Here is a 22,783-nt window from a genome sequence, read left to right as displayed (position 1 = left end):
CACCCCGACCCGCGGGTCGGTCACGTCAGGTCGGCAAGGGCGACGCCCGGGTCGGCCAGGCGGTCGCGGTCGACGACCGTGCGGTCGCGCACGAGGCGCTGGACGTCGTCGATGGTGTCCCAGACGTTGACGTGCATGCCCGCGAGCACGCGCACGCCGTCGCCCTCGGGCACGACCCAGAAGGCCATGAACTCGTTGCTCGACGGCTCGCCGCGCAGGAGCACCTCGGCGTCGGACCCACGGGGGACGTAGCCGGCGTACTCGAGTCCGATGTCGTACTGGTCGGAGAAGAAGAACGGGATGGGGTCGTAGGTGACGTCCTGGCCGGCCATCGACCGGCCGGCCGCGAGGCCGCCGTCGAGGGCGTTGGCCCAGTGCTCGACCCGGACGAAGGCATCGAGCGCCGTCGAGCGCCAGCTGGCGACGTCGCCGGCCGCCCAGACGCCCTCCGCCGACGTGCGGAGGGCCTCGTCGGTCGTGATGCCGTTGGCGGTGTCGATGCCGGCGCCCTCGGCGAGACCGGTGTTCGGGGTGATGCCGACCCCGACGACGACGGCGTCGGCGGGCACCGTGTCACCGGACTTCGTGACGACGCCGGTCACCGAGGTCTCGCCCTCGATGCGCTCGACGCCTTCGCCGAACCGGAACTCGACCCCGTGGCCCCGGTGCAGCTGCGCGAACCAGCCACCGACCTGCTCGCCCATGACGCCGAGGAGTGGCGCGGCCTGCGGCTCGATGACGGTGACCGTGCAGCCCGCCTCGCGCGCTGCTGCGGCGACCTCGAGGCCGATCCACCCGGCACCGACGATGACGATGTGCGCCCCGTCGGTGAGGCGGGCCTTGAGCGCCTCCGACTCCTGCATCTCGCGGAGGTAGAGCACGCCGTCGAGGTCCGCACCCGGCGCGTCGAGGGCGCGCGCCGAGGAGCCGGTCGCGATGAGGAGGCGCTCGTAGGAGAGCCGGTCGCCGTCGGCGAGGGTCAGGGCATGCTGCTCGGCGTCGAGCGACGTGGCCGGGTTGCCGAGGCGCAGCTCGACGCCCTGCTCGGTGTACCAGTCGCGGTCGTGCGTGAACGCCGTGTCCATCTCGTCCTCGCCCTTGAGCACGGCCTTCGACAGCGGCGGTCGCTCGTAGGGCAACCGGTCCTCCTCTGTCACGAGGACGATCGCCCCGTCGGTGTCGCTCTCGCGGATGCCCTCGATCGCCTTCGCCGCGGCGAGCCCGCCACCGACGATGACGTATGCCGTGCGCCCCTGCTGTCCGGTCGTGTCAGTGGTCATGACCACACCCTCACACGCGAGTCCGTGCCCGTCGAGACCCGTGGCGTTCCCCACTCGAGTGAGCGCGCCGCCCCGCTCGAGTGAGCGCTCCGTCCCACTCGAGATGGGGCGGAGCGCTCACGCCCCGCGAGGCGGAACGGAGTCAGGAGGTCCACGCGCGCCAGAGGGCGGCGTACTCACCGTCCTGATCGACGAGCTCGTCGTGGCTGCCGAGCTCGGCGACGCGACCGCCGATGACGACCGCGATGCGGTCGGCATCGTGCGCCGTGTGCAGACGGTGCGCGATCGCGACGACGGTGCGCCCCGTCAGCAGGGCGTTCATCGAGCCCTCGAGGTGACGGGCCGTGCGCGGGTCGATGAGCGAGGTCGCCTCGTCGAGGACGATCGTGTGCGGGTCGGCGAGGATGAGCCGGGCCAGGGCGATCTGCTGCGCCCGTCCGGGCGTCAGCACTTGGTGGCCCGATCCGAGCTTCGTGTCGAGCCCCTCGGGCAGCCGCTCGACCCAGTCGAGGGCGTCGACCGCCCGCAGCGCTTCGCGGACCTCGTCGTCGGTCGAGCCCTCGCGCGCCAGCACGACGTTGTCGCGCACGGACCCGATGAAGACGTGGTGCTCCTGCGTCACGAGGGCGACCTCGGTGCGCAGCTGGTCGAGGGGTAGCGAGGTGAGCTCGACGCCGCCGACCGTGACCGATCCCGTGCGCGGCCCGTGGATGCCGGACAGCAGCCGGCCCAGGGTCGACTTGCCGGAGCCGCTGGGGCCGACGATGGCGAGGCGCTCCCCCGTGCTCAGGTCGAGGTCGATGCCGTGCAGCACGTCGTGGCCGGTGCGGTAGGCGTAGCGCAGGTCGGTGCCGACGAGCTCGGGTCCGGCCGGTCGGCCGTCTCCGGCCTCGCGGTCGGGTGGCACGGTCGCGATGCCGAGCAGGCGGGTCGTCGACGCGATGCCGACCTGCACGCGGTCGACGGTGTGGACGAGCATGTCGAACGGCCCCCACAGCGCCTCCGTGTAGAGGATCGCCGTGGTGATCTGTCCGAGCGTGGCCCAGCCCTGGGCGTACCCGATGGCGCCGAGCAGCAGCACGAGCACGCGCGGCAGGCTGAAGGCGACGTCCATGACCGCGAAGAGCAGGTTGCGCAGGGTCATCGTGTAGCGCTCGGCCTGGCCGGACACCTCGATGTCGTCGTCGCCGCGGTGCAGACGGTGACCCGTGAGACCCAGCGCCTCGACGGTGCGAGCGCCCTCGACCGTCTCGGTGAGCGTGGTGTTGATGCGCGAGTAGGTGCCGCCCTCGGTGAGGTAGCCCTTCGGGGCGCGGCCGAGGTAGCGGCGCACCTGGAAGAGGGCGAGCGCCATGAGGACGATCGAGGGCAGCGACAGGATCGGCGAGTTGCTCACCATGGCCACGAGCGTCAGGACGACGGTGATGCTCGCGATGATGGCCTCGGGCAGCGCCCAGCGCACGCTCTCGCTCATCGTGCCGACGTCGCGGGTGACGCGCGTGACGAGGTCGCCGGAGCTCGCGCTCTCGACGCGGGAGAGCGGCAGCCGCAGGATGGCGCGCACGACGTACTCGCGCGCCGTCGCGAGGACGCTCTGGCCGAGCACCGTCGAGGACATCTTGGCCGCGAACGTGAACGCGCTCTGCACGACGACGAGCCCGGCGACGACGAGGGCCGCGGAGTTGGCCCCGGCCAGGGCGGCGTCGACCCGGCCCGCCTCGACGTCGGCGACCGTCGAGTCGACGAGCTCTCCGAGCAGGCGCGGGACGAGCAGGCCGGCGGTCGCGGCCAGGGCGTTGGCGAGGATGACGGCGACGACGAGGACGCGCTCCTGCGACAGGAGCCCGCCGATGAAGCGCACGACGCGCGCGTTGTCGGCGATGGGCAGGCCGGTGCGGGCGTTCATCGTGTCGGCGACGAACTCCTGGGCCCGCCGCTCGCGCAGCAGATGGCGTCGGTGCAGCGCGCTGATGCGCTCACCCGGCGAGGCGGACTCGGACGGGCGCAGCTCCTCGGGCACCGCGGGCGCGTGGCTGCCGGACTCCCACGTGCGGGCGGACTCGGCCGCGAGCTGCTCGGGCAGCGGCGAGACCCACTCGGCGCGCGTGACGCCAGCGGCGTCCGTCGCGACCGTGCTGTCGGCGCGGCTCATCGGGACTCCTCGGCGAGGTGGGAGAGGACGGACGGGCCGGCGTCGCCGCCGCGCACGACGACGGAGCGGTATGCCGGCGAGTCGGCCAGCAGGTCGGCGTGCCGTCCGTGGGCGGTCGCCACACCCCCCTCGAGGAGGATGACCTCGTCGGCGTGGTGGAGCAGCAGCGGTGACGCCGTCATGACGACGGTGGTGCGACCGGCCCGGTGGGCGCCGAGGCGGCCGGCGATGCGGGCCTCGGTGTGGGCGTCGACGGCCGAGGTGGGCTCGACGAGCACGAGGACGTCAGGGTCGGCGGCGAGGGCGCGCATGAGCACGAGTCGCTGGCGCTGCCCGCCGGACAGTCCGCGGCCGCGCTCCTCGAGCTCGCCCTGCCACCCGCCCGGGAGGGCGTCGAAGACGTCGTCGGCAGCGGCGGTGTGCAGTGCCAGCTCGGCCTGCTCGCGCGTCAGCCGGCCGAGCGGGTCGACGGCAGAGCGCAGGCTCCCCGCGAACACCTGGGGCGAGGTGTCGCTGACGAGGATGTGTCGGCGTACGTCGTCGAGCTCCACGCGCGACAGGTCGATGCCACCGACGGTCACGCCCCACGGCTGGCGAGCACGCTCCTCGTCGCGCCGGGCCTGCTCCTCGCGGGCCCGGGTGCGTGCGGAGCGCTCGCGTCGGGCCGCCCGGCCCTTGAGCTCCTCGGGGATCTCGTCACTGACGAGGGCGCCCTCGTCGCTGTGCAGGTAGCGGCCGATCCGGTCGGCGAGCGCCGCGGAGTCGTCGGGCACGGCCGAGACGACCATGGTGAGGATGCCCGGGCGGATGGTCGCCCCGGACTCGCCGTCGACGATCTCGGCACTCGTGTCGAGGACGGCCGGCTCGTCGGGATGCACCCACGGTGGGCGTTGCGACAGCACGGCGACGGCCTTGCGCGCCGAGACGACCGAACGGGTCCACTTCTGGGCGAACTCGACGAAGGTGCGCATGGGCTGGATGAGGAAGAGGCCGTAGCCGAGGAAGCTGACGAGCTGGCCCACGGTGAGCTGACCCTGGGCGACCTCGCGCGTGCCGAGCCACATCAAGGCGACGACGAAACCACCCGAGAGCAGCACGCCGACGGACTCGACCGCCGCGAGCCAGCGACCGGCGGAGACGCCGGACTGGCGCACGCGCTGGGACTGGCCGGCGTAGTTGCCGCCGAAGGTCTCCTCGCCGCCGATGCCACGCAGGATGCGCAGCCCGCCGACGATGTCGGTCGCCATCGACGTGAGCTCGGAGTTGCGCGAGCGCTCGACGCCCTGCCAGCGCTGCATCGGTCGCAGCAGCGGCGTGCCGAGGACCACGAGCAGAGGGGCGGAGACGAGCACGAGGACGCCCATGCGCACCGAGGTGCCGAGCACGATCGCGGCCACGACGAGGTAGGCCGCGAGCTGCGAGATGGCGCGCGTGCTGATCTCCATGAGGGCGCCGAACTGGTCGCCGTCGCTGCCCGAGACGGAGAGCACCTCACCCGTCGGCGTGCGCCGCGTCAGGACGTGCCCGAGCTGGAGCGCCTTGCGCGTGACGAGCTTCGTCGTGCCGTAGAGCGCGATGAGCCACTCGCGGACGATGATCGTGTGAAAGATGATGCCGCTGCACGCCCCGAAGAGCGTCACGACGGCCAGCGCCAGCACCCACTGCATCGTGGCGGCCGGGTCGCCGGCGACGATGCCGGTGTCGATGGCCTTGCCCACCATCCACGGGCCCACGGTCTGCGGCACCATCCAGACGAGGGCGGCGAGCAGCCCGGCCCAGAACAGCACGCCGTTCTGCCGCACCATCCACCAGAGGAAGGCCCGCGGCGAGCGGGTGTCGGGCGCCTCGGCGCCTCGGTCGGTGTAGGCCCGGATCTGGGGCGGAAAGTCTCGCATGGCCTGTCCACCCTAGGTCGGCGCACCGACACCGACCCACTTCTTTTCTCCCTCGGCAGATGCCTGCCCGATCCGGAGCGAGGGCCGGGCCGCGCGGCCGACGACGACCGCGCGACCCGAGTTCGGGAGGGTGCGCCGGTCAGCCCCGACCGGCAGCCGACGCGAGCGCGGCGAGGGCCTGCGTGAAGCACTGCTCGGGCGGGGTCACGAGACCCGCACCGACCTGGCCCGTGCCCGCGACCCGGCCGGCCATGCCGGTGTTGATCTGGGGCAGGATTCCGGTCCGCGCCACGGCGGCGACGTCGATGCCCGTGGGCGTGCCGCGGAACTCGAGGATCGGCACCTGGTAGGCCGTGTGCTCCCCCACCGTGATCTCGTACATCGTCTGCGTCGCCCGCAGCGCGAACGGCACGTCGCCGCCGACGAACTTCACGATCGCGGGTGCGGCGGCCATCGCGAAGCCGCCGATGCCGGCCGTCTCGGTGATCGCCGAGTCTCCGATGTCGGGGTTCGCGTCGTCCGGGCCGTAGGACCCCAGGAAGAGCCCCTCGGGCGTGTTGGCCGGACCGGTGAACCATGCATCGCCGGTCCCCGACACGCGGATGCCGAAGTCGGTGCCGTTGCGCGCCATCGTCGTCACGACCGACGACCCCGGGATGCCATGCGCGGCAAGGGTGCTCAGCTTGCAGGCCGGCATGCCGAGGTTGAGGAAGAAGTGCTCGTTGGCCCCAGAGAAGCGCACGGCCTCGGCGATGTCGGCGGACGACGCGTCGGCCGTGATCATCGTCGGGAGCAGCTCGCGCAGCAGCATGAGCGAGCCGGCGCGGTTGCGGTTGTGGCCCTCGTCGCCCATCTGGAGCATCTGGGCGATGATCCCCTTGACGTCGATGGAGCCCTGCTGGTCGACGCGCGCCCGGACGGCCTGCTGGAGGATCGGCCCGAGCACGGTGTTCATCCACCGGAGGCGCTCGATGACCTCGGGACCGTAGGCGCCGTAGCGCAGCACCTTCCCGAGCCCTTCGTTGAGCGAGCACCACGACGTGTTGTCGTGCACCTCGTCGCGCAGCTCGTAGACCCACATCGACGGGCTGATGACGCCGGCCATGGGTCCGACGGCGTCGCGGTGGTGGCACGGCTCGAGGGTGATGCCGTCGCCCTGCTCGAGCTTCGCCTCGGCCTCCTCGGCCGTGTCGGCGAGGCCCTCGAAGAGCATGGCGCCGATGAGTGCGCCCTTGAGCGGCCCCGACGCCCGGTCGAAGGTGATCGGCGGTCCGGCGTGCAGGAAGGTGCCGCGCTCGAGCCCCAGCGCCTCGTGGGCGGGGCGGACGTCGACGAGGTCGGCGCCCGCGGCGGTCATGCGACGCAGCGCCTCGGCGTTGGCTTCGTCACGACGCGAGTCGGCAAGGACGCGACCGAGGTCGGCCGTCGTGCCTGCCATCGGCGGCTGCCACGAGGCCTCCGTCACCGAGACCGCCTGTGCGCGAAGGGCGTCCGAGAAGAGCGAGACACCCGCGGCCGCGACCGAGACCTCGCTCGTGAGAAGTCCGTGGAGCGGCTCGGCTGCCGCATCCGAGGCCGGCCCGGCCAGGGTGGCGTATGCCGTGTCGCCCGTCGCGCTCTCGGGCGCGGGGACGTCGTGGCCGAGCAGGTGCAAGGCCCGGCGTGTGGCGGCGGCGTTGGACAGCAGGACGTCGGCACCGGCCTCGGCGAGGGCCTGCGCCGACCGCTCGAGCCCCTGCGGGTCCGAGGTCGTGCCGGTGACCGAGACGACGACGTGCAGGTCGCGGCCTGCTGCCGCCGCGGTCTCGCGGGCGTTGCGCACGGCTGCGGCGAGCTCGGGCGCCGGGTCGGCGTGGGCCCCGTGGCCGAGGACGAGGTCGAGGAGGAGCACGCCGCACGTGGGGTCGGCCGCCTCGAGGGCGATCCGGTCGAGGCGCAGCGACGGGTCGATCATCGGGTGCGCACGTCCGCGGGTCATCGTGTCGTCCCCGAAGTCGACGACGACGTGGCCGGGGTCGCGCAGGTCGGCGCCCAGGGCGAGGTCGGGTCGCAGCGGGATGTTGGAGCGGATGTCGCCGAGCGCCTCGCCTGCGACGAGCATCGCCTCGTCGGCGAGCGTGCCGCCGCAGAAGAGCCCGCGCAGCGACCCGGTCGACGCGGCCGCGTCGTGGTCGGACCCGACCGCGGACCACGTCGGCCACTCCGGCACCGCAGCGCCGACGGCGGACAGCACCGACTCGACGGCTGCGGTGAGGTCGGGTCGACCCGCCCCGAGCGTGGCCCAGTGCACCGACTTGCCCAGCCCGGCGGCATACGCCTCGAGGTCGGCGAGCACCTCGGGTGCCGGAGGCTTGGAGACGACGACGACCGACGTCGTCTCCGGGTCGGCGGCGAGGGCGGCGAGCGCCTGCTTCGTCGAGCGGGCGGCGACCTCGGACGACAGGTCACGGCCGCCGACGCCGAGGCAGTGGCTGATCCCGACCCCGGCGGCGTCGAGCAGGCACATGACCTGCTGGGCGCCCGTGCCGGAGGCCGCGACGAGGCCGACCGACCCCGACCGCACGACGTTGGCGAAGCCGAGCGCGACGCCGCCGACGACGGCCGTGCCGCAGTCGGGGCCCATGACGAGCACATCGGCGGCAGCGGCAGCGTTCTTGAGGCGCACCTCGTCCTCGACCGGGACGTTGTCCGAGAAGACCATGACGGACACCCCGGCGCGGACGGCGTCGAGCGCCTCCGTGACGGCGTGCTCGCCGGGCACCGAGACGAGGGCGAGGTCGGCGCCCGACAGGCGGATCGCACCGCCGAGCGTCCGTGCAGCGGGGGCTTCGCCGAAGCCAGCCGAAGCGCCTGCGGCAGAACGACTCTGGGCGAGCGCTGCCTCCAGCGCCGACTGCCCGGCGGCGATGCCGGCCTCGTCACCGCGGATCGCGACCACGAGGTCGTTCGGCGCCGACGCGGGCACGTCGAAGCCCATGCCGCGGATGACCTCGAGGTTGAGCTCGGTGGCCATCGCGACCTGTGCGGCCTCGACCCCGGGGGCTGCGGCGACGGTGCGTGAGACCTGCATGAGGGTCACGGAGTCGAGGTAGGCGCCGGTTCTCAGCTCGACGTGGTCAGCCACGGTGGGCTCCTTCGTGGGGTTCGGGTCGTGGGGCGGTGTGCTGGGCGTCGACGGCACGGAGGGCGCCGCTGACACCGGACAGGAGGTCGCGACCGGACGTGTGCCCGATGCCGAGCACGCGGTCGACGAGCGCGGTGATGTCGGCGTGGCCGGGCGATGGTCCGACGGGCCGGACCGAACCACCGGAACCTGCTGTGGCGGCCGTTTCCGGCCCGTCGTTCCGGCCGGTCGACCCGGCCCCGGCGACGAGGGTCACGAGACATGCGACGTCCGGGACGGCATACCCGGCCCCCGCCGCGACGAGGAGCGCGGCCGAGAGGCTCGTCGTCCGGGGCAGCGCACCGCGGACGGCGGTCCGCACGGCCGACAGGGCGCGGCGCGACGACGGCGCGTCGACCGCGGCCAGGGTGAGCAGGACGCCGCAGAGCGCGTCGTCGCCGCTCGGGGTGAGCCCCCGCCCGACGCCGACCAGGCCACGCACGCCGGGCCCGGCCGAACGCCCCGCGAGCGCCGCTGCGGTGAGGTCGTGGGCGAGGTCACCGAGCACTCCGGGCTCGGGCAGGGCCTCGGAGGAGGTGGATCCGCGAGGGGCGGGACGCACCCGCGCCGGTCGCAGCAGCCGAGCCGCGACGACGTCGGCGCGAGGCAGGCGGACGCGTCCCTCCCCGACGACGACCTGGGTGCCGGGCTCGACGCCCCAACGGACCTCGGTCGACGGCAGCGCCAGTCGGATGCCGATGGGCAGCGCGACGGCATCGGAGGCGAGGACGGCGAGCACCCGCTCGTGCGCACCGAGGTCGAGATAGAGGCACGTCGGGAAGGCTGCGAGCACCCGGCAGCGCCGCGGGGCACCGGCCACCTCGCCGGCCACGAGCGGGGACACGGCGGCCGGCAGCAGCGTCAGGTCGAGACCGTCGTCCATGCCCGCGCGCACCTCCAGCCGTCAGACCGCCGCCGTGCCGTCCCGGCCGGACGGGCTCCGTCGCGGACCGCCCGCCGCGGACCGCTGACGCGACGCTATCGACGGTGGGTAGGGTGCGCTCATGGTGAAAGTTGCCAACGATCCGGCCCTCCCCGAGGGTGACTTGACAGCCGCGGGGCGCTCCGGCGAGGCCGAGCCCGAGGTGTCCGGCATCTCGCTGCGGCTCATCGCCGGCCTCGCCGCGACGGCCCACGGGGTCGTCCGCGCCGACGCAGCCCGCCTCGACGTCAGCGTCGACAGCACGACGCCGCTCCGGTCCGCCCTGCGCGACGGCGGTGCGGTGCGGCTGACCCATCGGCTCGTGCTCGCCGACGCCGCGGCCCTCGCGGAGCAGGACGGAGACACCCGCTCGCTCGGCCGCACCGTGGCGGCCCTCGACGCGGCCGGTGCCGCGGGGCTCGTCGTGTCCGGGCTGTCGGGCAAGCCCCTGGCGGCCCTCGTCAAGGCCGCCGAGTCCACCGGTCTGCCGCTCATCGAGGTCCCGCTCGACCACATCGCGACCTTCACCACCGACGTGCTGAGCGCGATGCTCGAGCACCAGACCGCGATCCTGCGCCGGCTCGAGGACGCCGACCGTGCCCTCGTGCAGATCGTCCTCGCCGGCGGCTCGCTCGACGACCTCTGCGAGCAGGTCGTCGGCTTCCTCGACGGCGCGGCGATGGTGACGACGACCGACGGCCGCGTCATCGCGCGCGCCGGGTCGCCGCGCGAGCTCGACCACGCCCTGTCGCTCGAGTGCTTCGACCGGACGGGGCGCCTGCTCACCGAGGCCGAGCCGATGGGGCCACGCCCCGACGGCCCGACCGCCAACCGCTCGGCCGTACGCATCGTCGCCGGGCACCTCGACCACGGCGTGCTCATGGCCTTCTGCAGCCACCGCCACCTGACCGTCGACGACGTGCGCCTGCTCGAGCGCGCCGCGACGGTCGCCGCGCTCGCCATCACCAAGGACCAGGCCGTCTCGGCCGTCGAGAGCAAGTACCGCGCCGAGTTCCTCCGCGACGCCCTGGCCGGACGCGCCGGCTCCCCGGTCGACGCCGTCGCCCACGCGAGCTCGCTCGGCTGGGACATCGACCGGCCCATGGTCGTCGTCGTGGCCGAGACCGACGAGGACGACGACCGCTCGACCCGCGACGCCGACGAGGTGCGCTTCCTCCAGCAGCGGTTCGCCCGTGCCTGGACGCACGCCGTGGCCGTGCGCGACTCGCGGTCGCCCGTCATGGGGTTCAGCCGGGAGGTCGTGGCGCTCATCGGCGTGCCGTCCGGCGCTGAGACCGAGCAGGTGATGCGGATCGTCGGCGAGTACGTCCGCGTCGTCCGGGGCGACGGCGGGGGTGGTCGACGCAGCTTCTCGGCCGGCGTCTCACGACCCATCACCTCGGTCGCCGGCCTGCCCCAGGCGTACGACGAGGCCCTCTCGGCCGTCACCGTGGGCCGCCAGATGCACGGCGACGGCGCCACCACCCATGTCGACGGCCTCGGCATCTACCGCCTGCTGGCCCTCATCCCCGACGGTGCGGACCTGCGGCGCTTCGTCACCGAGTCGCTGCGCGAGCTGGCCACTGACGACTCACCGGAGTACGCCGGCCTCCGCCAGACCCTGAGCATCCTCATCGACACCAACATGAACGTCGCCGAGACAGCTCGCCTGCTCTTCTTCCACTACAACACCCTGCGTTACCGCATCGGAAAGCTCGAGAAGATCCTCGGCCCGTTCACGACCGACCCCGACCTGCGCCTGACCCTCGCCCTCGCGCTCAAGATCCACCAGATGCGCGGCATCTGACGCCGACCGCCTCCGTATGCCGTGTCGCGCGGTCCGTGGAAACTCGCACCCCCGCCCAGGGGTGTGACCTTTCACGCGCCTCGACCCTGTGGACGCGCGCCGCGGCGGCCGCAGCGATCCCGTGACGATCGGAGGGTGGATGCACTGCTCCGGGCCAGGGCCGCAGGTCAGGCCGGCCTGCTGACCCGGGCCCAGGCGCTGACCGGCGGCCTCAGCCCGAAGGCGATCGAGTGGCGGCTGGACCGGGGGCGATGGCAGGTCGTGCACCCGGGGGTGCGAGAGCCCGGCCGAGCGGCGCTATGTCCGCGACGTCGAGCGGGCCCATGGCCTCCCCCGCGGGCGTTCGCAGTCGCCGTTCGGGCGCGCCGGCCGGCGGGACCGCGAGTACGAATGGGGAGTCGTCGTGGAGGTCGACGGCCGCCTCGGGCACGCGTCGTGGACCGACGTGCAGCGCGACGGCCGGCGGGACCGCTCCGCTCTCGTGGCCGGACGCATCACGCTCCGGTGCTACTGGACCGATCTCGTGCCGACCGGATGCGCCCTGGCGGGTGAGGTGGGCCAGGTGCTGCGTGCCCGGGGCTGGACCGGCGCGCCACGCCCGTGCGGCCCCGGCTGCCCCGTCGGCTCGACGTCCCGAGCGTGGGACATCGCACCCCGCTGAGGGGTGTGACGCTCCACGCGCTCGGCCGGGCGGAACGCCGGGAACGGGGGTGACGGCATACGTCATGACGTGCCAGAGGGTCACCCTCGGCGTGTATCAACGTTTGACGAACGCAATCCCATGCGGTGGGAGTAGTTTTCGCCCATCCCGGAGTGGGACGTGACCCACATCACCGCATGTGGCAACCATAGGAGTCGGAATGGCTTTGGGCTGGAAACTGCACGGGGACGGCAAGACGATGGGCCCCGACGACGTCGTCGCACCTGACGAACGACTCGCGTGGGGCAGGACGATCGGTCTCGGTGCGCAGCACGTCGTCGCGATGTTCGGGGCGACCTTCGTCTTCCCGCTGGTCATGGGTCTCAACGCCCAGCTCGCGATCATGATGAGCGGGATCGCGACGATCTGCTTCCTGCTGATCGTCAACGGGAAGGTCCCGAGCTACCTCGGCACGTCGGCGAGCTTCGTCGGCGCCGTCGCGGCCATCCGGGCCCAGGGCGGCACGTCCGCCGACGTGACAGGCGCGATCCTCGTCGCCGGTGTCGTGCTCGCACTCGTCGGTGTGGCGATCCACTTCGCCGGGTCCGCGGTGCTGCACAAGGTGCTGCCGCCGGTCGTGACGGGCGCCGTCGTCATGCTCATCGGCTTCAACCTCGCGCCGGTCGTCGCCAGCATCTACTGGCCTCAGGACCAGTGGGTCGCGTTGCTCGTCATGGCGTTCACGATCATCTGCGCGGTCGCCTTCAAGGGCTTCGCGTCGCGCATCGCGGTCTTCCTCGCCCTGATCTTCGGCTACGTCATCTCGTGGCTCTTCGACAGGATGTTCGGCCAGATCACGTCCTTCGACGCCGGCGCCGGCAAGGTCACGACGCACTTCCGCACGAACTTCGACAACCTCGCGAGCCAGCCCTGGTTCGGCCTCCCGCCGACGTCGACGACCGGCGCTGACGGCAAGGAGATCGTCGGCATCCACGCGCCGTCGTTCTCGGTCGCCGCGATCCTGCTCGTCCTGCCGGCCGTCATCGCGCTCATCGCCGAGAACACCGGCCACGTCAAGGCCGTCGCCGAGATGACGAAGTCGAACCTCGACCCCTACATGGGGCGCGCCATCGCGGCCGACGGCATCGGCACCGTCATCGCCAGCTCGGTCGGCGGCTCGCCGACGACGACGTATGCCGAGAACATCGGCGTCATGGCGGCCACCCGCGTCTACTCGACGGCCGCCTACTACGTCGCGGCGATCGTCGCGATCGTCTTCGGCCTCTCGCCGAAGTTCGGTGCGCTCGTCGCGTCGGTCCCGGGCGGCGTGCTCGGCGGCATCACGGTCGTGCTCTACGGCATGATCGGCCTGCTCGGCGCGAAGATCTGGAAGGAGAACGGGGTCGACTTCGGCAACCCGATCAACCTCGTGCCCATCGCGGCCGGCATCATCATCGGCATCGGCGGCGTCTCGCTCGTCTTCACGTCGGACTTCACGCTCGGTGGCATCGCGCTCGGCACGATCGTGACCATCGTGGCCTACCACGCGGCCCGCGCCCTCGCCCCGACAGACCTGCGTGAGCGGGCCGACGCCGCGAGCGGCACGATGATCTCGCTCGGCGAACGGGAAGGGGACTACGGCGACGCCGACGGCATCGACGACCTCTACCAGGACCGCCCCGGCGGTCCGGACCTGCGGCGACGCTGACCCATCACGCAGCACCGGCCGTGGGCTCCCGATCTCGGATCGGGGGCCCACGGCCCGTTCAGGGCAGAAGTTGCCAAAAGCCCACGAGCAGCGATGCACAACCATCACTAGTCCCCACCGGGGGTCGGAAGGCAGGATCAGTTCGGTGAAGCCCGCCCCCTTCGAGCACCACGCACCGCTCACCGTCGAGCAGGCCGTCTCCGTCCTCAGCGAGGTCGGGCACGAAGGCAAGGTCCTCGCGGGCGGCCAGAGCCTCATCCCGATCCTCAACATGCGACTGGCGTCGCCGGCGCACCTCGTCGACATCAACCGCGTCGCCGGCCTCGACTCGGTCGAGGTGACGCCCGAGGCCGTACGCGTCGGCGCCCTCGTGCGCCACGCCGGCCTCGAGCGCTCCGAGGAGGCGTTTGCCGCCCTCCCCCTCCTGCGCCAGGCGCTCGTCAACGTCGCCCACCCGGCCATCCGCAACCGCGGCACGACGGTCGGCTCGATCGCGCACGCCGACGCGGCGGGGGAGATGCCGGCGATCCTCGCCCTGACCGACGGCGTCGTCGAGGTGGCGGGGCCCTCCGGGTCGCGCGAGATCGAGTGGCCCGACTTCTTCCTCGGCGCCCTCGAGACGTCGCTCGCGGCGGAGGAGCTCGCGGTCGCGGTGCGCTTCGGCCGCTTCCCCGTCGGCACCGGCACGGCGTTCACCGAGGCGGCCCGTCGTCACGGTGACTACGCGATGGCCGGCGTCGGTGTCGCGGTGACGGTCACCGACGGGGTCGTCTCGGCGGCGAGGGCCTCGTTCGTCTCCGTCACCGACGTGCCGTCGGTCCTCGACCTCGGCCCCGCGCTCGGTGGCGTCGAGCCGGGCACGGCCGCCTGGGACGAGGCGGTCGAGGACGCCGCCGAGGCGGTGCGCGAGCACGTCGACCCCGAGGGCGACATCCACGCGAGCGCCGACTACCGCCGCATGCTCGTCACCGAGCTGACCCGCCGGGTCCTCCCACAGGCCGCCGACCGCGCAGGAGCAACCGCATGACCGACACGACCCAAGGCACCGAGACCCTTCACGACGTGACGGTCACGGTCAACGGCGTACGCCACTCGGCCTCCGTCCCGGCGCGCCGTCTGCTCTCGGACTTCCTCCGCCACGACCTCGAGCTCACCGGCACGCACGTGGGCTGCGAGCACGGGGTGTGCGGCGCCTGCACGGTCCTCGTGGACGGCAGCCCGATGCGCTCGTGCCTCATGTTCGCCGTGACGGCCCAGGCCCACGAGATCACGACGGTCGAGGGCCTGGGCACGGCTCCCGATGCCCGCGTCGCGCCGACCGGTGAGTCGATGAACCCCGTGCAGCAGGCCTTCGCCGAGTGCCACGGGCTCCAGTGCGGCTTCTGCACCCCGGGCTTCCTCACCACGGTGACGGCCTACCTCGACGAGAACCCCGCACCGACGAGCGAGGAGGCACGCGAGGCGATCTCGGGCAACCTCTGCCGCTGCACGGGCTACCAGAACATCGTCAAGAGCGTCCTGCGCGCCGCCGAGATCAAGGCCGAGCGGGCGAGCGAGACGGCCGAGGTGCAGTCGTGACCACGCAGATGTTCGGCGCTCCGATCAGACGCAAGGAGGACCCGCGCCTCCTCACCGGCGGTGGCCGCTACCTCGACGACCTCGGCCACGACGCCCTCGCGGCCGCCTTCGTCCGCAGCCCGCACGCGCACGCCCGCATCGTCGACATCGACGCGTCCGACGCCGTCGACGTCGAGGGGGTCGTCGGCATCTACGTCCACGAGGACCTCCCCGGGCGGGTCGGCGAGCCGCTGCCCCTGCTCATCCCGCACCCGACGCTGACCCACGGCCGCACCGGCTACGCGCTCGCCAAGGACGAGGTCAACCACGTCGGCGAGCCGATCGTCATGGTCGTCGCGTCCGACCGCTACGTCGCCGAGGACGCGTGCCAGCGCATCCGCGTCACCTACGAGCAGCTGCCCGTCGTCGTCGGCATCGAGGCCGCCCGCGCGGGCGAGCTGCTCGTCCACGACGACGTGCCCGACAACGTCGCGGCCCACATGCTGCAGGAGGTCGGCGACGTCGAGGCCGCGATGGCCGCGGCGCCGCGCACCCTGACCCTCGACCTCGACATCGAGCGCAGCGCCTGCATGCCGATGGAGGGCAAGGGCGTCTACGCCCGCTGGGACCGCGACCGCGGCGAGCTGCGGATGTACTCCTCGACGCAGACGTCGACCGGTGTCCGCGCGGCCGTCGCGGCGAAGCTCGACCTCCCGCTCGCGAAGGTCGAGTGCATCGCCCCCGACGTGGGTGGCGGCTTCGGCGTCAAGATCGTGCACCCCTGGCCCGAGGAGGTCCTCGTCCCCTGGGCCGCGATCCGGCTCGGCCGCCCGGTCAAGTGGGCCGAGGACCGGCGCGAGCACTTCATCAGCGCCGCGCACGAGCGCGGTCAGCTCCAGCAGGTCACCGTCGGCTTCGACGACGAGGGCCACCTGCTCGCGCTCGACGTCAAGCTGTGGCACGACAACGGCGCCTACACCCCCTACGGGATCATCGTCCCGATCATCACCTCGACCCAGCTGCTCGGCCCCTACAAGCCGGGGACCTACCGCTGCGAGTTCTGGTCGCTCTACACGAACACCGTTCTCGTGACGCCCTATCGGGGCGCCGGCCGGCCGCAGGGCTGCTTCGCGATGGAGCGCACGATGGACGCCATCGCCGACGAGCTCGGTCTCGACCGCGCCGAGGTGCGGTCGCGCAACTTCATCCTCCCGACCGAGATGCCCTGGGACCACGGCCTGCTCTTCCAGGACGGCCGCCCGCTCAAGTACGACTCGGGCGACTTCCCGGCGAGCCTCGCCAAGCTCAAGTCCCTCGTCGGCTGGGACGACTTCGCCGACTACCGCCGCCAGGCCGAGGCCGAGGGACGCAAGGTCGGGCTCGGCATCGGCTGCTACGTCGAGGGCACGGGAGTGGGCCCCTACGAGGGCGGCCACATCCAGATCGAGACGAGCGGCCGCGTCAACGTGTCGACGGGACTCACGTCGCAGGGCCAGGGGCACGAGACCGTCTTCGCCCAGATCGTCGCCCAGGAGCTCGGCGTCCGCATGGAGGACGTCTTCGTCACCACCGGAGACACCCGCAAGATGGCGTATGCCGTGGGCACCTTCGCGTCGCGCGCCGCGGTCATGAGCGGCAGCGCGATCGCGCTCGCCGCCCGCAACGTCCGGGCCAAGGCGCTGCGCATCGCGGCCGATGCCCTCGAGGTGTCACCCGACGACCTCGAGATCGTCGAGGGGACGGTGCGCGTCAAGGGCGCCCCTGCCACATCGATGAGCCTCGGCACCGTCTCGGTGCTGTCCAACCCGCTCCGCTACGCGTTCGACGAGGCGGCACAGGCCGCGACGCAGTTCGCCGGGACCTTCGACCCCGACAAGCCGCCAGTGGCCGACGACGAGGAGCCGGGCCTCGAGGGCAAGGACTTCTACTCCCCCACCCAGGCGACCTTCGCCAACGGCATGCACGCGGCGATCGTCGAGACCGACCCGGTCACGGCCGAGATCAAGATCCTGCGCTACTGCGTCATCCACGACTGCGGCACGATGATCAACCCGATGATCGTCGAGGGCCAGGTCCACGGTGGGGTGGCCCAGGGTGTCGGCGGCGCGCTCTACGAGCGGATGGCCTACGACGAGTCCGGGCAGCTGCTCAACGCGTCGTTCATGGACTTCCTCATGCCCTACGCGTCCGAGGTGCCGACGATCGAGGCCGACCACCTCGAGACCCCGTCGCCGCTGAACCCCTTGGGCATCAAGGGCGCCGGTGAGGCGGGCTGCATTCCCGTCTCGGCCGTCATCGCGTCGGCCATCGAGGACGCCGAGGGCTTCCCGATCACCCGGATGCCGATCTCCCCCTACGACCTCTGGGAGCTGCGTCGCCGCCACGCCGACGGCGAGATCCCGTCCCTGCACCGCACATCCAGCACGACACGCACGTCCGGCACGTCATCGAAGGAGCCGACCGCATGAAGATCACCGGATCCGCCACCCTCGCTGCCGACCCGCAGCAGGTGTGGGACGCCTTCCACGACCCGGCCGTGCTCGCGCGCTGCCTGCCGGGCTGCGAGCGCCTCACCGAGGTCGGTCCCGACCACTACGCGATGACCGTGACCGCGGGTGTCGCCGCGATCAAGGGCACGTACGACGGCGAGGTGTCGCTGCGCGACCCGCAGCACCCGGGCTCCTTCACGATGAAGGCCTCCGGGGCGGGCGCGCCCGGCACCGTCGACGCCGACGTCGTCGTGCGGCTCAGCCCGTCGACCACCGGCGGCACCGACCTGACCTACGACGCCGACGCCTCCGTCGGTGGGGTCATCGGCGGCGTCGGCCAGCGCATGCTCGCCGGCGTGACGAAGAAGATGGCCGGCCAGTTCTTCTCGGCGGTCGACGCCGACATCTCCGGCGTGCGCCCGGCCGGCCCGAGCGCTCCCGAGGCGCTCCCACAGACCGCGGCAGGCGGCCTACCCGCCGGCGCGGCAGCGACCGGCACCCCCGTGTCGTATGCCGGCCGGCCGGCTCCGGCGGGGCCGTTCGCCGGGCGCGAGTACGCCCTCGGCGTCGTCACCGGCGGCGTCGTCGCCCTCGTCGGCGTCGTCGTCGGCTGGGCGATCGGGAGGCGCTGACGATGCGGGCCTTCACCGCCGCGGCCGTGCAGGTCGCCCCCGTCCCGGCACCGTTGAGCCCCGAGACGATCCGCGCGAACCTCGACGCGTGCGTCGAGATGACCCGTCGCTGCGTCGCGGCCACCGGCGCCGAGCTCGTCGTCCTGCCCGAGACGGCGACGACCGGCTTCACTCCCGGCTGCTCCAAGGAGGAGCTCTGGGACCTCATGACCGACCTGCCCGGGCCGATGGTCGAGCCGATCCAGGCGGTCGCCCGCGAGCTGGGCGTGCACGTCTGCATCGGCACCTACGAGCGCGGCCCGGAGCGCGGTGTCGTCTACAACTCCTCGGTGCTCGTCGGCCCCTCGGGTGACGTGCTCGGCATCTACCGGAAGACCCACCCCTTCTGCTCCGAGATCGTGAGCGGCGGAGGCTGGGTCACGCCGGGCGACACCGTGACGGTGTGCGACACCGAGCTCGGCCGCATCGGCATGATCATCTGCTTCGACGGCGACTACCCCGAGCTCTCACGCATCCAGGCCGTGCAGGGTGCCGAGGTCATCTGCCGCCCGTCCGCGCTGCTGCGCTCGGCCGACATCTGGGACCTCACCTCGAGGGCCCGCGCCTACGACAACCACGTCTACGTCATCGGGGCCAACGCCGTCGGCGCCGACCCCGCCGGCGTGCTCTACTTCGGCAACTCCCACATCGTCACCCCCATCGGGCACATCGTCGCCAAGGCCGCGACGCACCCCGGCTGGGTCTCGGCCCGGCTCGACCCGGCCGAGGCACTCTCGTCGCTGACCCCGGGCTCCAACGTCGGCCAGGCGTTCGACCACCTGCGCGACCGCAACCTCGACCTCATCCGCAACCACCGTGCCGAGCTTGAGGGCGCCGCCGAGACGCCCTTCCCGCACGCGCCGATCCACCGCGGCGACGCCGGCTGACCGGCGGCCGCAGCCGACCGACGACCGTTGGTCGGGACCACCTCGCCGAGTCGGCGTGTCGTGCCGCGTGTCGCCACGCACGGACGACCAACGGTCGTCCGTCGGCGGGGCGCCGTCGCTCAGTCGTCCTGGGGCAGCACGATCGCGCGCGGCGTCGCCGTCGGCTCCGCCCCCCGACCCCCGTTGGACGTCCAGTCGTAGACCACCGAGGTGCGCAGCAGCACGTCCGGTAGCGACCGGTTCTCACGACTGACGACGACCCAGAACAGCACGATGGGGAACATGACGCACGCAGCGGCGCGCAGGAACGCCCGCGCGAGCCCGATCGTGCCTCCGCCGTCGTCGACGACCCGCAGACCGAGCAGACGGTTGCCGAAGGTCCGCCCGGTCGTGGCCCACGCCACCGTGAGGTATGCCGTGAGCAGCCCGAGCACGAGCAGCAGCAGTCGCAGCCCGCCCGGGTCCGGGAAGTGGAACGACTGCGGACCGAGCAGGAAGATCGTGCCCGCCCACGCGGAGTACATCAGGGCGACGCCGAGGAGGGCGACGACGAGGTCGACGGCCCCGGCGGCCACGCGGGTGACGATGCCCGCGCGGTGGCCCTGGACCGACCGTGCCGGGCCGGGTAGGACGATGCGTGACACCGGGCCGCGGCCGGGTCGGGAGGGTGTCGTCATGACGGCCCGCCGATCATCCGGGCGTCCCGGGCAGCACCGGAGCGCCGGCGATCTCGTTCGCCGGGAGCGCCGGGCCCGGCGTGCGGGGACGACGCCGGAGCATCCGGTCGACGACGTGTGCGACCCGCTCGTCGGCTCCGACGCCCTGCCAGCGCACCTCGCGCATCCCTTCGGAGGCCATCGCGCCCGACGAGCTCTGGATGATGCCGGGCAGGTCGATCTCCTCGACGACGTACTCGGCCAGGCCGATGAGGTCGAGCCGGGCGACGACGGCGTCGAGGTCGAGCCGCTGGGCGATGGCATTCACGTCGACCCGGTCCAATATCGCGTCGATGTCCACGCGCCCGACGATGGCGTCGATGTCCACACCCGAGACGGTGCGGTCGAGGTCCACCCGTGCGACGATCGCGTCGATGTCCACACCCGAGACCGCGCGGTCGAGGTCCACCCCTGCGACGATCGCGTCGATGTCGAGCCGCTCGATGACCGCCCCGATGTCGACCCTGGACACCGCCCGGTCGAGATCCACCCGGGCGACGATCGCGTCGATGTCGAGCCGCTCGACGATCGCGTCGATGTCCACGCGCTCGACGATCGCGTCGATGTCGACCCGGTCGATGACCGCCCCGATGTCCACCCGGGCGACCGCGCGGTCGAGGTCCACCGCATGCACCACGGCGTCGAGGTCGACGTGGTCGACGACGATGTCGGTGAGGTCGACGAGGTCGAGAACGGCCTCGACCACCACCGCAGCCACCCGTTGGGCCGTCACCTCGGCGGCCCGACCGAGCTCACCGCGTCGCGAGCGACCGCGCTGGAGCAGCTCCTGAGCCCAGTCGGCGCGCCGCAGCCGGGAACCCAGCTCGGTCAGGGTCGCCGTCACCGGCGCCGTCACGACGCCCGTCACGACGCCCGTGACCAGGCTCGGCGGCCGGACCCGCTCGACGACCCGACCGACGGTCTCGACCCCGACCGCGGCCAGACCGAGGGCCAGCTCGGCGAGGTCCAGGGCGGTCAGCGGCTCGAACCGCGTCTCCGGCGTCTCCGGCGTCTCCGGCACGTCCGGCCCCGCCGCCTCGGCTCCCGTGGTCTCGTCCATGCCTCGTCCTCACCGCCCCGGGCGCCGTGGCCCACGCGGGCGGCGCCTCTGACTCGTTCCAGCTCCAGCATGCGTCCGAACGCGTGGGCCTGCATCACCCCCGACGAGTGAAGGCGGGCCCGGTCGGCCGGACCACGACCCCCGGGTCACGCCCGCGACGCCCTCAGGCGTGCGGCTCGCGTCGCGAGGTGCCGGCGCTCCGCCTCGTTCGTCGCGGTCGCGGCCGCGCGGTCGAGCAGGTCTGCCGCCGCGTCGCGTTCACCCGCCATCTCGAGCAGCTGGCCGCGCACCGCGAGCCACCGGTGCGTGGTGCCGAGCCGGTCCTCGACCTCGTCGACGACCTCGAGAGCGGCGCGGGGCCCGTGTGCCATCGCCACGGCCACGGCCCGGTTGAGGGTGACGACAGGGTTGCCCGTCACGTCCTCGAGCAGCCCGTAGAGCGTCAGGATCTCGTCCCAGTCGGTGTCGGCGGCGGTCGGCGCCCGGTCGTGCACCGCGGCGATGGCCGCCTGCAGCTGGTACTCCCCGACCGCCCCGAAGGACATCGCCCGGCCGAGCAGGCCGAGGCCCTCCGCGACGAGCCCGGCGTCCCACCGCGACCGGTCCTGCTCGGGCAGCGGCACGAGCGCCCCCGAGGCGTCGCTGCGCGCCGGGGCGCGCGCCTCGAGCAGGAGCATGAGGGCGAGCAGTCCGACTGCCTCCGCATGGTCGGGCACGCCGTCGACGAGCAGCCGCGTCAGGCGAATCGCCTCGCGGGAGAGCTCGATCCGCTGCACCGTCGCTCCGTGCGTGCTCGCATAGCCCTCGTTGAAGAGCAGGTACAGCACGTGCAGGGCCGAGCGGAGGCGGACGTCGTGGTCGTCACCGGACGGCATACGAAAGGCTGCGCCGGAGGCGCGGATCGTGGCCTTGGCACGGCTGATCCGCTGCGCCATGGTGGCTTCCGGCACGAGGAAGGCCTGCGCGATCTCGGCTGTCGTGAGACCACCCACCGCCCGCAGTGTGAGCGCGATCGCCGACGCCGGGGTCAGCGACGGATGGCAGCACAGGAGGAGCAGCGTGAGGCTGTCGTCGTGGCCGACGGGGTCGTGCGCCGGCACCTCCCAGGCGATGACGCGCGCCTCGCGCTCGCGCCGGGCCGCGTCACTGCGCCACAGGTCGACGAGCCGCCGCGAGGCGGTCGTGACGAGCCAGGCACGCGGCTCGTCGGGAAGCCCGTCGACGGGCCAGCGGCGCGCCGCGGCGAGGAGAGCCTCCTGGACGGCGTCCTCGGCCGAGTCGAAGTCGCCGAAGCGGCGGCTGACGATGCCGACGACCTGCGGCGCGAGCGTGCGCAGCAGGTCGTCGACGGCGGGGGCGTCGCTCAGCGTTCGGCCCCCGCGGTGCGCAGGAACGCGTCCATCTCCTCGGTGTTCGCCGGCGCCTGCTCCATGACCTGGCGCACGTGGATGGGCTGTCGTGTCGGCACGCCGCCCCGCCCGGGCACGGCCGACATGAGCGACGCGATCTCGAGGGCGCGCTCCTCCGAGTCGACCTCGACGACCTGGAAGCCGGCGAGCCACTCCTTGAACTCCTGGAACGGCCCGTCGGTGACGACCGGCGCCGCACCGTCGGACCGGACGATCTTGGCGAGGTCGGGACCGGTGAGGATCGTCGAGGAGACGAGCTCGCCGTTGGCCTCGAGCTCGCCGACCAGCTTCTCGTAGTAGTCGAGGTGGGCCTGGACCTCCTCCGGGGTCCAGTCGGTCATCGGGGCCGGGTCGTCGCCGGCCTGGAAGTCCACGCCGATGAGGTACTGCGCCATGGGTCTCTCCTTCGTCACGTCGTGCCAGCGTG

At 72.8% G+C, this 22,783-nt stretch carries 17 protein-coding genes and 1 pseudogene; 9 read left to right on the top strand and 9 right to left on the bottom strand.

The window, feature by feature from the left end; genetic code table 11:
- Positions 1-20: 20 nt before the first annotated feature.
- The 5 genes from ASD90_RS21200 to ASD90_RS21180 all read right to left on the bottom strand — a co-directional run bounded on the left by ASD90_RS21200 (position 21) and on the right by ASD90_RS21180 (position 9,373).
- Positions 21-1,280, bottom strand: a complete 1,260-nt coding sequence (locus ASD90_RS21200) for an NAD(P)/FAD-dependent oxidoreductase (protein ID WP_056761182.1) — start codon at positions 1,278-1,280, stop codon at positions 21-23.
- A 142-nt stretch (positions 1,281-1,422) separates the two neighbouring features.
- A complete protein-coding gene (locus ASD90_RS21195; RefSeq protein ID WP_082588939.1) occupies positions 1,423-3,432 on the bottom strand; it encodes an ABC transporter ATP-binding protein in 2,010 nt (669 codons plus the stop codon).
- Positions 3,429-5,327, bottom strand: coding sequence for an ABC transporter ATP-binding protein (locus tag ASD90_RS21190; protein ID WP_056760909.1), 1,899 nt, complete (start codon positions 5,325-5,327; stop codon positions 3,429-3,431). Before ASD90_RS21190 ends, ASD90_RS21195 begins: the two co-directional genes overlap by 4 nt.
- Positions 5,328-5,466: 139 nt before the next feature.
- On the bottom strand, positions 5,467-8,451 hold the full coding sequence (locus ASD90_RS21185; protein WP_056760906.1) for a DUF1116 domain-containing protein: 2,985 nt from the start codon (positions 8,449-8,451) through the stop codon (positions 5,467-5,469).
- Entirely contained in the window at positions 8,444-9,373 is a 930-nt protein-coding gene (locus ASD90_RS21180) for a DUF2877 domain-containing protein (protein ID WP_056760903.1), read from the bottom strand. Before ASD90_RS21180 ends, ASD90_RS21185 begins: the two co-directional genes overlap by 8 nt.
- A gap of 121 nt (positions 9,374-9,494) precedes the next feature.
- Here ASD90_RS21180 and ASD90_RS21175 point away from each other — a divergent pair, with 121 nt between their 5' ends.
- The 8 genes from ASD90_RS21175 (at position 9,495) to ASD90_RS21140 (ending at position 19,171) form a co-directional block, all read left to right on the top strand.
- A complete protein-coding gene (locus ASD90_RS21175; RefSeq protein WP_235506851.1) occupies positions 9,495-11,219 on the top strand; it encodes a helix-turn-helix domain-containing protein in 1,725 nt (574 codons plus the stop codon).
- 403 nt (positions 11,220-11,622) lie between these two features.
- A complete protein-coding gene (locus ASD90_RS21170) occupies positions 11,623-11,880 on the top strand; it encodes a hypothetical protein (RefSeq protein ID WP_056760899.1) in 258 nt (85 codons plus the stop codon).
- Between the two features lie 199 nt (positions 11,881-12,079).
- A complete protein-coding gene (locus tag ASD90_RS21165) occupies positions 12,080-13,567 on the top strand; it encodes a uracil-xanthine permease family protein (RefSeq protein ID WP_082588938.1) in 1,488 nt (495 codons plus the stop codon).
- A 145-nt stretch (positions 13,568-13,712) separates the two neighbouring features.
- Positions 13,713-14,594 (top strand): xanthine dehydrogenase family protein subunit M, encoded by an 882-nt coding sequence (locus tag ASD90_RS21160; protein WP_056760893.1) that lies wholly within the window; start codon positions 13,713-13,715, stop codon positions 14,592-14,594.
- On the top strand, positions 14,591-15,145 hold the full coding sequence (locus ASD90_RS21155) for a (2Fe-2S)-binding protein (protein WP_056760889.1): 555 nt from the start codon (positions 14,591-14,593) through the stop codon (positions 15,143-15,145). Before ASD90_RS21160 ends, ASD90_RS21155 begins: the two co-directional genes overlap by 4 nt.
- Positions 15,142-17,592, top strand: a complete 2,451-nt coding sequence (gene cutA / locus ASD90_RS21150) for an aerobic carbon-monoxide dehydrogenase large subunit (RefSeq protein WP_056760886.1) — start codon at positions 15,142-15,144, stop codon at positions 17,590-17,592. The genes ASD90_RS21155 and cutA overlap by 4 nt, the downstream gene beginning before the upstream one ends.
- Positions 17,589-18,245: a carbon monoxide dehydrogenase subunit G gene (locus ASD90_RS21145; protein ID WP_056760883.1), complete on the top strand. Its 657-nt coding sequence runs from the start codon at positions 17,589-17,591 to the stop codon at positions 18,243-18,245. Before cutA ends, ASD90_RS21145 begins: the two co-directional genes overlap by 4 nt.
- A 2-nt stretch (positions 18,246-18,247) precedes the next feature.
- The gene (locus tag ASD90_RS21140; RefSeq protein WP_056760880.1) at positions 18,248-19,171 is read left to right on the top strand and encodes a carbon-nitrogen hydrolase family protein; all 924 of its coding nucleotides are present in this window, start codon (positions 18,248-18,250) and stop codon (positions 19,169-19,171) included.
- A 119-nt stretch (positions 19,172-19,290) separates the two neighbouring features.
- On the opposite strand, the gene ASD90_RS21135 is transcribed toward ASD90_RS21140, so the two are convergent.
- On the bottom strand, positions 19,291-19,848 hold the full coding sequence (locus ASD90_RS21135; protein ID WP_082588937.1) for an RDD family protein: 558 nt from the start codon (positions 19,846-19,848) through the stop codon (positions 19,291-19,293).
- Here ASD90_RS21135 and ASD90_RS24790 point away from each other — a divergent pair.
- Positions 19,757-21,058, top strand: a complete 1,302-nt coding sequence (locus ASD90_RS24790; RefSeq protein ID WP_162260235.1) for a DUF4573 domain-containing protein — start codon at positions 19,757-19,759, stop codon at positions 21,056-21,058. The two genes, ASD90_RS21135 and ASD90_RS24790, sit on opposite strands and share 92 nt — an antisense overlap.
- Before the next feature lie 35 nt (positions 21,059-21,093).
- Here ASD90_RS24790 and ASD90_RS21125 read toward each other — a convergent pair whose 3' ends face one another.
- From ASD90_RS21125 to ASD90_RS21120, 3 genes and pseudogenes are all read right to left on the bottom strand, one after another.
- Positions 21,094-22,047, bottom strand: a complete 954-nt coding sequence (locus tag ASD90_RS21125) for an RNA polymerase sigma factor (protein WP_369793644.1) — start codon at positions 22,045-22,047, stop codon at positions 21,094-21,096.
- Positions 22,048-22,098: 51 nt separating this feature from the next.
- Positions 22,099-22,284: pseudogene (locus ASD90_RS24785) on the bottom strand (sigma factor); the annotation flags it as partial.
- 26 nt (positions 22,285-22,310) lie between these two features.
- Positions 22,311-22,751 (bottom strand): YciI family protein, encoded by a 441-nt coding sequence (locus tag ASD90_RS21120; protein WP_056760874.1) that lies wholly within the window; start codon positions 22,749-22,751, stop codon positions 22,311-22,313.
- Positions 22,752-22,783 lie beyond the last annotated feature (32 nt).

The sequence above is a fragment of the Terrabacter sp. Root181 genome (genome assembly GCF_001428505.1).
Lineage (GTDB): Bacteria > Actinomycetota > Actinomycetes > Actinomycetales > Dermatophilaceae > Terrabacter.
Note: the sequence above shows the minus strand (reverse complement) of the source record. Positions and strands in the feature narration are given on the sequence as shown.

What these genes read in the sequence shown, in the direction of transcription:
- ASD90_RS21200 (WP_056761182.1), bottom strand. Translation starts at nt 1,280, where the DNA reads ATGACCACTGACACGACCGGACAGCAGGGGCGCACGGCATACGTCATC.
- ASD90_RS21195 (WP_082588939.1), bottom strand. Translation starts at nt 3,432, where the DNA reads ATGAGCCGCGCCGACAGCACGGTCGCGACGGACGCCGCTGGCGTCACG.
- ASD90_RS21190 (WP_056760909.1), bottom strand. Translation starts at nt 5,327, where the DNA reads ATGCGAGACTTTCCGCCCCAGATCCGGGCCTACACCGACCGAGGCGCC.
- ASD90_RS21180 (WP_056760903.1), bottom strand. Translation starts at nt 9,373, where the DNA reads ATGGACGACGGTCTCGACCTGACGCTGCTGCCGGCCGCCGTGTCCCCG.
- ASD90_RS21175 (WP_235506851.1), top strand. Translation starts at nt 9,495, where the DNA reads ATGGTGAAAGTTGCCAACGATCCGGCCCTCCCCGAGGGTGACTTGACA.
- ASD90_RS21165 (WP_082588938.1), top strand. Translation starts at nt 12,080, where the DNA reads ATGGCTTTGGGCTGGAAACTGCACGGGGACGGCAAGACGATGGGCCCC.
- ASD90_RS21155 (WP_056760889.1), top strand. Translation starts at nt 14,591, where the DNA reads ATGACCGACACGACCCAAGGCACCGAGACCCTTCACGACGTGACGGTC.
- ASD90_RS21145 (WP_056760883.1), top strand. Translation starts at nt 17,589, where the DNA reads ATGAAGATCACCGGATCCGCCACCCTCGCTGCCGACCCGCAGCAGGTG.
- ASD90_RS21140 (WP_056760880.1), top strand. Translation starts at nt 18,248, where the DNA reads ATGCGGGCCTTCACCGCCGCGGCCGTGCAGGTCGCCCCCGTCCCGGCA.
- ASD90_RS24790 (WP_162260235.1), top strand. Translation starts at nt 19,757, where the DNA reads ATGCCCGCGCGGTGGCCCTGGACCGACCGTGCCGGGCCGGGTAGGACG.
- ASD90_RS21135 (WP_082588937.1), bottom strand. Translation starts at nt 19,848, where the DNA reads ATGACGACACCCTCCCGACCCGGCCGCGGCCCGGTGTCACGCATCGTC.
- ASD90_RS21120 (WP_056760874.1), bottom strand. Translation starts at nt 22,751, where the DNA reads ATGGCGCAGTACCTCATCGGCGTGGACTTCCAGGCCGGCGACGACCCG.